Annotated in this window: 9 protein-coding genes; 1 reads left to right on the top strand and 8 read right to left on the bottom strand. The window is 34.5% G+C overall.

What is annotated here, in order from left to right; all coding sequences use genetic code 11:
• The 8 genes from H603_RS0104805 to H603_RS0104770 form a co-directional block, all read right to left on the bottom strand.
• On the bottom strand, positions 1 to 633 hold the full coding sequence (locus H603_RS0104805; protein WP_026707510.1) for a phosphoribosylanthranilate isomerase: 633 nt from the start codon (positions 631 to 633) through the stop codon (positions 1 to 3).
• 193 nt (positions 634 to 826) lie between these two features.
• Complete coding sequence (trpC, locus tag H603_RS0104800; RefSeq protein ID WP_026707509.1) at positions 827 to 1,612, bottom strand: indole-3-glycerol phosphate synthase TrpC; 786 nt, start codon at positions 1,610 to 1,612, stop codon at positions 827 to 829.
• A gap of 88 nt (positions 1,613 to 1,700) precedes the next feature.
• On the bottom strand, positions 1,701 to 2,696 hold the full coding sequence (trpD, locus tag H603_RS0104795) for an anthranilate phosphoribosyltransferase (RefSeq protein WP_026707508.1): 996 nt from the start codon (positions 2,694 to 2,696) through the stop codon (positions 1,701 to 1,703).
• A gap of 50 nt (positions 2,697 to 2,746) precedes the next feature.
• Positions 2,747 to 3,310, bottom strand: a complete 564-nt coding sequence (locus H603_RS0104790) for an anthranilate synthase component II (RefSeq protein ID WP_026707507.1) — start codon at positions 3,308 to 3,310, stop codon at positions 2,747 to 2,749.
• Between the two features lie 94 nt (positions 3,311 to 3,404).
• A complete protein-coding gene (locus tag H603_RS0104785; RefSeq protein WP_026707506.1) occupies positions 3,405 to 4,808 on the bottom strand; it encodes an anthranilate synthase component I family protein in 1,404 nt (467 codons plus the stop codon).
• Between the two features lie 329 nt (positions 4,809 to 5,137).
• The gene (locus H603_RS0104780; protein WP_026707505.1) at positions 5,138 to 5,704 is read right to left on the bottom strand and encodes a YceI family protein; all 567 of its coding nucleotides are present in this window, start codon (positions 5,702 to 5,704) and stop codon (positions 5,138 to 5,140) included.
• Positions 5,705 to 5,748: 44 nt separating this feature from the next.
• Positions 5,749 to 6,381, bottom strand: coding sequence for an NAD(P)H-dependent oxidoreductase (locus tag H603_RS0104775; RefSeq protein WP_026707504.1), 633 nt, complete (start codon positions 6,379 to 6,381; stop codon positions 5,749 to 5,751).
• Between the two features lie 10 nt (positions 6,382 to 6,391).
• On the bottom strand, positions 6,392 to 6,847 hold the full coding sequence (locus H603_RS0104770; RefSeq protein WP_026707503.1) for a MarR family winged helix-turn-helix transcriptional regulator: 456 nt from the start codon (positions 6,845 to 6,847) through the stop codon (positions 6,392 to 6,394).
• 594 nt (positions 6,848 to 7,441) lie between these two features.
• On the opposite strand from H603_RS0104770, the gene H603_RS17090 reads away from it, so the two are divergent.
• Complete coding sequence (locus H603_RS17090; RefSeq protein ID WP_051219177.1) at positions 7,442 to 13,060, top strand: PAS domain S-box protein; 5,619 nt, start codon at positions 7,442 to 7,444, stop codon at positions 13,058 to 13,060.
• Positions 13,061 to 13,094 lie beyond the last annotated feature (34 nt).

Here is a 13,094-nt window from a genome sequence, read left to right as displayed (position 1 = left end):
TTATTGTTTAATTGTGGCGACGTGATGAATCGCATTGTTACATAATGTTATGTTTTTTAATCCAGGTTCTATTTCAAATTTGCTGTTGACGTCAATGGCGTGAACAGGTAAATTAGTTTTTAAAATTTCGTTAACAGCTTCTAATTCTTCAAGTCCTATGCCACCACTTAAAAAGAAGGGTTTTGAAGATGGGTATTGTTGCAAAACTTTCCAGTCAAATGTGGTTCCGTTGCCACCAGGCAATTTTCCTTTGGTGTCAAATAAAAAGTAATCACAAACCGATTCGAAAGGTTCAAGCACCGCAAAATCAAAGGTATCCAAAATTGAAAACACTTTTATGATTTCGATATTCTTTAACAATGATTTACGTAATTCAGTACAAAATGCAACCGATTCTTTACCGTGCAACTGTACTGCTTGTAAATCGTATTGAAGTGCTTTTTGAACAATTTTCTCTACCGTTTCATTGACGAAGACTCCTGTTTTTTTTATGGATTTTGGTAATTCAGGAATTTGTCCATCAAAATAGCGAGACGATTTCTCCCAAAATATAAATCCCATATAATCGGGTAGGAGTGCACCTAGCTCGACTATGTTGTCGGGGTATTTCATACCACAGATCTTTATCCCCACCCCGGCCCTTCCGCCGCGGCGGAGAGCTGACGTTGTGTTATGTTTGATTGTGTCGTTCATTGCATTTTAATTTAGCATTCTATTTTTCGACAGAAAAACAAAATGCTCTTTCTACTCTATTTTCTTGCCTCTTTCTTCTTGATTCTCCCTTCTTAAATTTTTTCCCGCAAAAGGGGAGTTTCACTTTCGAATGCTAGAGGGCTAGTTGCTTTATAAATTCCGTTGCTGCTTGACCAGCATTATCGGTTTTCATAAAGTTTTCCCCTATTAAAAACCCTTTGTATCCGTAGGGTTTTAATTCGGTTATGGCTTCGATCGAACTGATACCGCTTTCAGAAACTTTTACAAAATCATTCGGAATCATGTCTGCTAATTGCTTACTAAAATCCAAACTCACTTCGAAGGTTTTCAAGTTTCTATTGTTGACACCAATCATGTCTAATGTTGGCATAATCGATTTTTCCAACTCTTCTTGATTGTGTACTTCCAGTAGTACTTCTAATCCTAAACTTTTAGCAAATTCAGATAAGTATCTGATTTCGTCACGCGTTAGTACCGCTGCGATTAGCAAAATTAAATCTGCACCATGTGCTTTTGCTTCTACTATTTGGTATTCGTCTACGATAAATTCTTTTCGCAATAACGGGATATTCACCGAGGCTCTTGCCAATAGTAAATCGTCTAATGATCCACCAAAATATTTTCCATCGGTTAAAACTGAAATTCCACATGCACCCGCACTTTCATAACCTTTGACCACTTCTTCAACCGTAAAGTTGTGATTAATAACCGACTTAGAAGGAGAACGGCGTTTGTGTTCTGCGATAATTCCGGTATTGCTTTCCTTTAAATTTTGACTTAAAGAAATCGTTTCTTTCGAGAAAAAAACTGAAGCTTCTAATTGTGAAATTGGAATAATGCTCTTTTTGAGAATGACTTCTCGTTTTTTATCAACTATTATTTTATCGAGTATGTTCATGATTATATTATTTGTTTAAAGTTTAAAGTTTAAAGTTTCAGGTTCCCAGTTTGTGTAACTTGAAACTTGAAACAAAAAAAACTTGAAACTAACTTTTACTTAACTCCTGCAATTTTGTCAATGCTTTCAATCCTTTTCCTGATAGTAAGCTTTCTTTGGCTTTAGCGAAACCTTCTAATGGCGTACAAGCTGTTACTGTTGCGATTGCCATGGCAGCATTAGCGCTAACAACGTTATTTTGTGCTTCGGTTCCTTTACCTGAAAGTATATCGATAAACATTTGTGCCGATTCGGCGATCGTTTTTCCACCTTCGATTTCGCTTTGCTTCAATTTATCTAAATTGAAAGTCTCGTGAGATAGCATTCCTTCCATTTTACTAGTAATAATTTTGGTAGGACTTGTTAATGAAATTTCATCATAGCCATCAAGCGAGTGCAGAATCGTGAAATTCACATCAGTGTTTTGATATAAGTAGGCGTACATTCGAGCCAACTCTAAATTGAAAACCCCAACCAATTGATGTTTTGGAAACGAAGGATTTACCATCGGTCCTAACATATTGAAGAATGTTTTTACGGCGAGTTCTTTTCGAATAGGCCCCACGTTTTTCATGGCAGGATGAAACAAAGGAGCGTGTAAAATACAAATTCCTGCTTGATCGATAGATTTTTCAAGGAAGTCAGCATCATTACTGAATTTGATTCCTAGACTTTCCATCACATTACTTGAACCAGAGATTGATGATAGTCCGTAGTTCCCATGCTTTGCCACTTTTACACCTGCGCCTGCGGTAATAAACGATGCCAAAGTTGAGATGTTAAAAGTGTCTTTTCCGTCTCCACCTGTACCGCATAAATCAATAGCATTGTACTGCGATAAATCCACTCGAATGCACAGATCTAATAAGGCCTCGCGAAAACCTGCAAGTTCTTCAATACTCACACTACGCATCATGTAAACTGTTACGAAAGCTGAAATTTGACTAGGATTGTAACTTCCGTTTGATATATTAACCAATACATTTTTTGCTTCTTCTTTTGAAAGCGTTTCGTGATTGATTAGTCTGTTTAATATGTTTTTCATTTTGTTGTTTAAAGTTTCAGGTTTAAAGTTTCAAGTTCTAAAATTGAACATTATGCTTTTACCCAATTTTCTAACATTCTTTTTCCGTTGGGTGTCAACACACTTTCAGGGTGAAATTGTACGCCACGTACATCATATGTTTTATGACGTAAAGACATTATTTGACCATTATCATCAAATGATGTGGCTTCTAGCACATCTGGCAAATCAGTGTTTACTACCCATGAATGGTAACGTCCCACTTCAAACTCTTTGCCTAAGCCTTCGAATAAAAGTTCGTCATCAACCACCGTTTTTACATTAGTAGCAATCCCGTGATACACTTTATCTAGGTTTGAAAGTGTTCCGCCATATACTTCTCCAATGGCTTGTTGACCTAAACACACCCCGAAAATACTTTTTGTAGGGCCATACTTTTCTATAACAGCTTTTAACAATCCTGCTTCTTCAGGAATTCCTGGACCTGGAGAAAGTAAAATCTTGTCAAAGTGAGCGATATCATCAATAGCAAATTCGTCGTTTCTATATACCGTCACTTCGCAATCTAAATCCTCTAAGTAGTGCACTAGATTGTAAGTGAAACTATCGTAATTATCTATAACTAGTATTTTCATTTTTTTTTATTGAAAATTGAAAGATTTAAAGATTGAAAAAAGCTCGTTCTGAGTAATCTTTAAATACTTAAATTATTAAATCTTTTAATTATTTTTAAATGGTTTCAGCTAAATCCAGTGCGGTATTCAATGCTCTTAACTTGTTGTACACTTCTTGCATTTCGCTTTCCTCGTCAGAGCTTGCTACAATCCCTGCACCAGCCTGAGAATGCAGTTGGTGATTTTTACTAAGGAACGTACGAATCATAATGGCATGATTGAAATTGCCTTCGAAGTCCATAAAACCGATAGCGCCTCCATAAAAATTACGATTTGTTTTCTCGTAATCTTCTATCAATTGCATTGCTCTATGTTTAGGAGCTCCGCTTAACGTTCCTGCGGGAAAAGTATCAGCTACAACTTGCATTGTCGTTGCTTTCTCGTGTAACTGTCCAGTTACTTTTGAAACTAGGTGAATAACATGAGAAAAAAATTGTACTTCTCTATAACGCTCTACATTTACATGATGTCCGTTGCGACTTAAATCGTTTCGAGCCAAATCTACCAACATGACATGCTCGCTATTTTCTTTTTTATCTTCCGATAATTGTTTTGCTAATACAGCATCTTTCTCATCGTCACCTGTACGTTTAAAAGTTCCAGCAATAGGATGGATTTCGGCTTTACGATCTTTTACGATAATTTGTGCCTCGGGCGAAGACCCAAAAATTTTGAAATCTCCATAATCGAAGAAAAAGAGGTAAGGAGAAGGATTGATGCTTCGCAATGCTCTATACACATTGAATTCGTCACCTTTAAATCCTTGCGTGAAACGACGTGATAAAACCAATTGAAAAACGTCTCCACGGAAACAATGTTTTTTGGCTAAAGCCACATTGTGTTTAAACTCCTCATCAGTTAGATTTGAAAAACCTTCACCGTCTTTTGTAAATTTATAGGAAGCTATATTGCGCGATTGTAATAATTGCTCAATTTCAGCAAGGTTATTAGTCTCTTCATCTAAGCTGTGGCAAAATAAGTATGCTTCATTTTTAAAGTGATTGATAGCAATGATGTTTTGGTAAACAGCATAATATACATCAGGAATCGTATTACTATTTTCTTTTTTTGCGATTGTTACTTTTTCGAAATAACGAACAGCATCATAGGATAGGTATCCAAATAAACCATTATTGATGAATTTAAAATCATTTTTCTCAGAAGTAAATTCATGAGAGAATTCTTGAATGATTTCAGGCACAGATGTATGCTCATTAATGAACATTTTTTCAGAAGTCCCATCAGGATACGACTTTAAAATGGTTTCATTTTCTATTTTAATAGAAGCGATAGGATTACAACAAATGTATGAGAAACTATTGTCACCTCCATGATAATCACTGCTCTCTAATAAAAGACTATTAGGGAATTTATCACGAATTTTTAAATAAATACTCACAGGCGTAATGGTGTCTGCTAGTATTTGTTTGTATTTTGTATTTAATTTAAATGATTTCAATGGTAATAAATTTTTATGATTTGTAATTTATTTTAATTCAAAAAGTATAAAAACAGAAAAAGGCTTGTCGTGATGACAAGCCTTTTATATTTGTATTCAAAAAATACCATGGGAGCTTAGTTCACGACGTTTGACGTAAATTGTTCCACCACCAAGTATTGTTTGTAATTGTTTTCATGAGTCAAAGATAGAAATATATATTTATATGACAATCACATTAAAACAAAAAAATGTATATTTTTTGAAAAAAATAATATACCGCCTAGGGAGGAAATAAAAAACCCAACAATTGCTTGCTGGGTTTACTAATATACTTGATGAAAAAAGTATTAAAACTTTAAAACTACAGTTAGTTCAAACTCATCAGAGATTGCTTTGTCACCTAAATTATCAAAAATACTTCCTGAACCGAACTTGATATCATATTTAGTTCTATCAACCATAAATTTAGTAGAAGCAGTATCACCTTTTACAGCCATATTAAAAGAAACTGGCTTAGTAATTCCTTTAATAGTCAAATCAGCAGTTACAGCATACATGTCTTTAGAAGACATTCCTATTTTCTTGAAAACAAGAATTGCAGTAGGGAATTTTTCAGTTCCAAAAAAGTCTTCAGACTTTAAATGTCCGTTTAATTTAGTTTGGTATTCACCAGTTAAATCAGTTGCAGTCAATGTCGTCATGTCTACTGTGAAAGTACCACCTACTAATTTAGTTCCTTTAAATAATAAAGTACCATCTTTTAAGTTTACAGTTCCGCTGTGTTCTCCAGTTACTTTTTTACCATTCCAGTTGATTGTACTTGCTTTTACGTCAACTTTCTTTGTTTGTGCTGATACTGTTGCTGTCGATAAAACGACTACTAATGCTAATGCAATTGCTTTTAAATTTTTCATTTGTTTAATTTTTTTTGTTGGTATTTAATTGATTTGTATTGGAATTATATTGTTATAAAAAGGTCTTCATGAGACTTTCTAACTTTTACGTAATGCTGTGTATCATCCTCAGTGTGGCGGTATCCTACCGGAGCAATTACTGTAGCATTTAAGTTTAATTGATCTAAACCTAATATTTCATTGAACTTAGCTGCATTGAAGCCCTCCATAGGAGTTGTGTCAATATTCAATTCTGCTGCTGCATTTAGTAGATTACCAAGTGCAAGGTAGGTTTGTTTTGCAGTCCAAACTGTTTGTGCTTCGTCGCTCATTCCTTTGATGGCACCATTCATCAATTCAGAAAAGCCATTTAACGCTTCCGTTGGAATACCTCTAGTTTCGCTAATGTTCTTGATGTAAGCATCTACTTCTATAGCTCCGACATTTGTTTGTGCAGCAAATATAAAAATATGAGAAGCATCAGTAATTTGTGTTTGACCAAAAGCAGCCTTTATTAATTGTGCTTTCATTTCGTCACTTTCAACCACAATTACTTTGTACAATTGCAATCCATAAGAAGAGGCGCTTAAACGAACAGCCTCTTTAAGAAAATCCAAATCTTCTACAGAAATTTTCTTGCTACTATCGTATTTTTTTGTGGCATAACGCCAATTTTGATTTTCTAAAAATGTACTCATTGTTGTTGGTTTATTGATTTCTATATTTTTCTAGTAATTTATTTAAAGTTTCCAGCTCAGTAGCGTCTAAATTTGCTGCGAAGGAATCTTCATGATGGATAACTTGCGGATCTAATTTTTTTAGAACTTCTAGTCCCTTAGCTGTGATCGCTACCTCAATTTTACGGCGATTGTCAGGGCAAACGTTACGGGTAACTAAATCCTTTAATAGTAATTTATCTACTAGTCTAGTTGTATTGCTTGTCTTTGCAATCATGCGCTCTTGAATAGCAAACATATTTGCTGCAACTCCTTTTTGTCCTCTTAATATTCTTAAAACATTATATTGCTCACTCGACAAATCATAAGGCTTTAAAACCTCACTGAATTTCTCGGAAATAATGTTTTGTGCATACAATACATTTAACATAATACGCTTAGCGTTTGTTAAAGATGTATTTGTTTTTATAATTTCTTCAATTGTCATTTTAAAGTATGCTTTATTTGTTGATACAAATGTAACGCTTTTGTTATTTGTATATACAAATGTTAACATTTATTTTTGATTTATTTTTTAAGTGTCTGATTGTAAGTTATTTGTTGATTAGTTATGGGGTAGGCTTTTTTGATGAAAGACAAACTATATATGGATGCAATTGATTCTAATACTATAACTGAGATTCGACAAGTACAAAATGGATGATTTACACGTAGCGTAGTACATGTGATTACACCAAGCTGTATTGTTATTGAGATTGAATTCTTAGTAGTAAGCTGCGTGAAGGATAGTAGTGGAAATCCTTTTTATTTTTTCTTAAAAATTAAAAGATTGTAGCGTATAGCCTGACCTTGTGTAACGCAGTGGAATAAAGGGCACGCCAAAGTGAAAACAATACCATAAAATAAATTACTTAAGGTTTAAAAAATGTAGCACGTAATTAGCATCTTAATTTTTTTTAGTAGTACTTTAGTGTACTTTAAAGTGTAGCAATTTTATACGTAAAAACTTTTACGTTCAATTGCTTATAGCAGGTTAGTAGCTCGCGGTTTATGTAATGAATGCGAGATAAAAAAATAGTTTATGAGTAGGGATTTTACCAAATATAATTATGATGAACTTTTAGTAATTGCTAGAAATCAAGAAGAAGAACTTGAGCGATTGCAAGTAGTAAGTAGGATGCGAAATAATTTTGAAGGTTATTTTGATAAATCTATTGATCTAATTTGCGTTGCAGGCGTTGATGGTTTTTACAAAGTGGTAAATCCAGCGTTTATAAAAGCACTAGGTTATAGTAAAGAAGAGATTGAAAATAAATTTATTACAGATTTTATCCATCCTGATGATGTAGTAAAATCTGAAAAGGTGCTCAACGGATTGTATAAAGGTGGGATTCTCCAAGATTTCCACAATAGGTTAATTGCAAAAGATGGAAGAACGATAACTGTGCAATGGTCTACCTATGCTACTCATGCTCAAGATATTTTTTATGGTATAGGGCGGGATATTAGTTTTCTAGTAGATGCTAAGGATAAACTTGAGCGAGGGCAAAAGATCTTAAATGACGCTCAAAAAATGGCCAAGATAGGGTCGTGGGAATTTAATTTTGAGGCAAATGAATTGTTTTGGTCTGATGAGTTGTATGCAATTTACGGAATAGAAAAGAGTGCTGGTATAGACTTGGTAGCTGTTTACGAAAAACATTTAAGTGAGGAGCAACTCAGTCTTTTTACACATCATATTAATCTAATAATTAAAGATCACCAACCTTTTGAAATAGAATATGAATTGCTTTTTTCGAATAAAAGCAAATATATTAACGTCAAGGCAGAAGCAATTGTAGATCAAGAAGGAAATTTAATAGCAATAAGAGGAAACAGTCAAGATGTAACCGAAACATATCTAATTAAAAAACAACTTGACGAGAAAACTAAAGAGGAAACTGCTTTAAAACTTCGATTAGCTGAGGAAGAAGGCAATTCAAAATTTAAGGAATATATAGAGAGCGCTCCTGATGCCGTATTTGTCATAAATGATAAAGGCTATTATATTGAGGTAAACAAAGCAGCTACAACGATGACTGGCCTTTCTAAAGAAGAGATGCTTCAAAAACGTTTTGGAGATATGTCTAATCCTGAAGGTCAAGAAGAGGAGATAAAAGCCTTTTTGAAGACCTTGAATAAAAAAGGAATTGCAAAGATTGAGGTAAAAGGATTTCACAAGAATGGCGAGCATCGCTGGCGAGCAATAGAAGCTGTTAGAATATCTGAAAACAGGATATTAGGTTTTGCAAAGGACATTACCGAAAGTAAGAATAACATCGCCTTAGTAAATACAATTTTTGACCGTATCACAGATGCATTTATTGCATTAGATAAAAACTGGAATTATACCTATATGAATGCTCGTGCTGGGGAAATATTAGATAGTGACCCTACTAAAGTCCTTGGAAAAAATTTATGGAAACAGTTTCCGCAATGTTTAGGAACTGCATTTGAGGAAGCTATTCGACATTGTGGTGACAGTCAAGAATATGCTTATATTGATAATCATTTGCACGATGATAAGTGGCTAGAAATTCATATTTATCCTTCAGAAGATGGATTCTCACTATTTTTTAGAGATATAAGCGTTAAAAAGCAATACGAATATGAGTTAGAATACAGTGAAAAACGTTTTAGAGCATTAGTAGAAAATAATGAAGGAATCATTACCGTAATAGATAAAGATAGAAAAGTATTATTTAGAAGCCCGTCTTCACAAAGAGTTACAGGATATAGTGACGAACAGTTCAATGAAATAGCTGATGAAGATTATTTTCATCCTGATTATCTAGACTATATTTTAAATCTTATCCAAGAATCACTTTTAAATCCTGGGAAATCATTCCCTGCCTTATTCAAAGTCAAGCATCTAAAAGGACATTATATCTGGCTGGAAGGAATGATAACAAATCGTCTTCACGATGAAAGTATTCAAGGTGTTATAGCCAATTTTAGAGATGTTACAGAGAAAATAGAGTTTAATATTACTTTAAAAAACGAGCGTGACATTTTTGCTAAAATAGCGGCTACATCACCAGGTTTAATCTATTCTATGCGTATCGATAAAGAAAATGTTGTAAGCCTTCCATACGCCAGTGAAGCCATACAATCCATTTATGGATACAACTTTAAGAGTATAAAAGGGGATGCTACTAAAATTTTTGAAGCTATACATCCTAATGATTTACAATTTGTAAGACAAAATATTGCCGATAGTAAAGCTGCTTTAAAACCATTAAAAGGTAAATACCGTTACAATCACCCTCAAAAAGGCTTAGTATGGCATGAACTTAATTCATTAGCAGTTGCTAATCCAGATGATTCTGTTACTTACCACGGTATTGTTACAGATATCACGGATCGAATAATTTCAGAAGAGCAATTACTGAAAGGGAATAGGTTGTTTTCATTTATTAGTCAGATTAATCAAATGATTGTGCGAACTACTGATGAAAAGTTTCTTTTTGAAGAAGCTTGTAAAATAGCTGTAGAATATGGGCAGTTTAAAATGGCATGGATTGCTAAGATTAATCCCGAAAGAGGAACAATTGAGCCCGTTAGGGTTTTTGGTCAAGACGATGGCTATTTAAATGTGTTACTAGATATATTTACTGACAATGAAAAAATCATCTATGGACCAGTTTGGAAAGCAATCAATACAAACGAATACGTAGTTTGTAACGATATCGAAAATGATGCGGTCATGCAACCTTGGAAAGAGGCCGCAGTTGCGAGTGGATTTCATTCGATGATTTCTGTGCCCATTACTAAATTTGGTCAAGTTGTAGGAGCGTTTAATTTTTATTCGAATGAGAGAGCATTTTTTGATTCTCAAGAGATTAAACTTTTACAAGAAGCAACTGGCGATGTGTCATTTGCACTTGAAGTAATTGAAAGGGACATCAAAAGTAAAATGGCAGAGGAAGCCATTTTTCAAAGCGAACGTCGCTATCATGCCTTAACCGAGGCTTCTCCAGTAGGACTTTTTAGAACCAATGCTTCGGGTTATACGACTTATGTAAATCCTAGTTGGACTCGAATAACAGGAATGCCATATGAGCAGGCGTTAGGAAATGGCTGGTTAAATGCGCTTCATCCAGATGATCGATTAAATACATTTTCCGATTGGGAAGAAGCAACAGACAACCAACAAAATTCTACAACTGAATACCGCTTTATAAGGCCAGATGGAACCGTTACTTGGGTTTTAGGACAAGCTACTCCTGAACGCGATGAAAATAATGAGATTATAGGTTATGTAGGAACAATTACAGACATATCAGAGCGCAAATTAGTAGAGGAAGAGTTACTGAAAATAAATTCTCGATTCGAAATCATTGCTGCTGCAACAAACGATGCCATATTCGAATTAGACTTTGAAAATAATGTGAGTTGGCATAATAAAGTTTCTCTTGACAATATTGGCAACGAAGGAGCAGAGTTAACCACCAAAGAGAATAAAGCACTATGGCGATCGAGACTGCATCCCGAAGATAAACAGCGCGTTATTAATCATATTGAAGCATGTTATAAAGGCACAGCTAGTACATGGTCTGATGAGTTTCGTTTTATGAGACCTGATGGTACTTATGGCCATTTTTATGAACGAGCCATAATTATACGAACTGCTAATGGCAAACCTATGCGTTTTATTGGTTCAATGCTGGATATCACTACATTAAAAACAGCGGAAGAAAATTTTAAAGTCATCAATAAAAAATTAGAAAGTATCTTAAATGCAGTTCCTGACTTATTGTTTGAAGTAGGAGAAGATGGGTTTATGTACAGCTTCCATTCGCATCATACTAGTATGTTGGCAATACCTGAAAAGGAGATTATTGGTAGTTATTTCACAGATTTTCTACCTCCTGATGTTGCTGCAGTATCCTTTGCTGCGTTAAAAGAAGCAGCTGAAGTAGGATTTTCTACAGGAAAACAATATAGTATGGTTTTGCCAGATGGCGAGCAACACTGGTTTGAATTGTCAGTTGCACCTATGAAAAATGACCTTACAGATCAAATGCATTTTATTTGTTTGTCTAGAGACATCACTGTGGCCAAAAAAGGTGATTTTGCCTTAGAAAAAAGTGAAGAGCGATATAGAGGTTTACTAAATAATCTCGATGCCGGAATTATTGTTCATGATGCGCGCACTTCAATCGTGATGAGTAATATAAAAGCTTCTACATTATTGGGTTTAGATTTAGAGCAATTGCATGGAGCCACAGTAAAAAGTAAGTTTTGGGACTTTTTAAATGAAGACGAATCGGTCATGATGAAAGAGGATTACCCAATCAACCAAATCTTAACAAATAAAAAAGCTATTAAAAATTTTGTTTTAGGTATACGTAATGAAAATACTGTTGAGAACAAATGGGTTCTGGTAAATGGTTTTCCAATGTATGGTGAAAACGATGAGGTCGCTGAGGTTGTAATTAGTTTTATCGACATAACTGTGAGGCGCCAGATGGAGATGGAAATAACCAAATCTAAAGAGCAGGCAGAGGCTGCAAATAGAGCCAAGACAGAGTTTTTAGCTAATATGAGTCATGAAATACGAACACCGCTTAATGGAATTATAGGTTTTACACACCTGCTCATGCAATCCAATTTAGATGTGAACCAGTTTGAATATATGTCAACAGTAAATGAGTCTGCAAAGACATTGATGCAAATTGTAAATGATGTTTTGGATTTCTCCAAAATTGAATCGGGTAAGTTTGAACTTGACAGCGACGCGGTAAGCTTATTGCAACTCAATCAGCAAGTGGTTGACTTGTTTAAACATCAAGCACAACACAAGCATATTGCATTACAATTAAATGTGGATAGTCGCATTCCTGCTCTAGTAATGGCCGATGCAGTTCGCTTGAAACAAATTTTAGTGAACTTACTAAGTAACGCCTTAAAATTTACAGATGAAGGTTCAATAGCTGTTGATATCACAGTTTTAGAAGAGGGACGAGATAATCATAGCCTGATTAAATTTTCTGTAAAAGATACGGGTATCGGAATTAAAAATGATAATAGAAATAAAATATTTAGATCTTTTGTTCAAGAAGACACTTCAACGAGCAGAAAGTTTGGAGGTACGGGGCTTGGTCTCGCCATTTCGAACCAATTGTTAGCCTTAATGGGAAGCACGCTTGAATTAGAGAGCGGCTATGGCATTGGTAGCGATTTTAATTTTAAGATCAACTTTGAAAAAGTACAACAACTACCTTTTGGAGAAACTGATAAGAAAGAGAGTCTTGATTTTCCACTATTTTCAGAGAAGATTATAACAAGTAAAAACATTTTAATAGTAGAGGACAATAAAATCAATATGTTGCTCGCACAAACGTTGATTAAACGAGTAGTACCTCATGCTACAATTTTTAAAGCACGGGACGGTCACGAGGCTGTCGCTATTTACAATCAAGAAACCAACTTAGATATTATTTTTATGGATGTGCAAATGCCTAATAAAAATGGGTACGAAGCAACAGAGGAAATTAGAGCTATTCAAGGAGACAGGAATATTCCTATAATTGCCATTACAGCTGGAATACTTGTAGGTGAGAAGGAAAAATGTTATGAAGCCGGTATGAATGATTATTTACCAAAACCCATAAACGTATCTGATCTTGAAAAAATGATCGTTAAATGGCTTAAATAATAAACATTAGGACTGCTATATAATATAAATTAGC

Source organism: Flavobacterium frigidarium DSM 17623, from assembly GCF_000425505.1.
In the GTDB taxonomy this organism is placed as follows: Bacteria; Bacteroidota; Bacteroidia; order Flavobacteriales; family Flavobacteriaceae; genus Flavobacterium; species Flavobacterium frigidarium.
The sequence above is the reverse complement of the archived record's forward strand: the minus strand, read 5'-3'. Positions and strand labels throughout refer to the sequence as shown.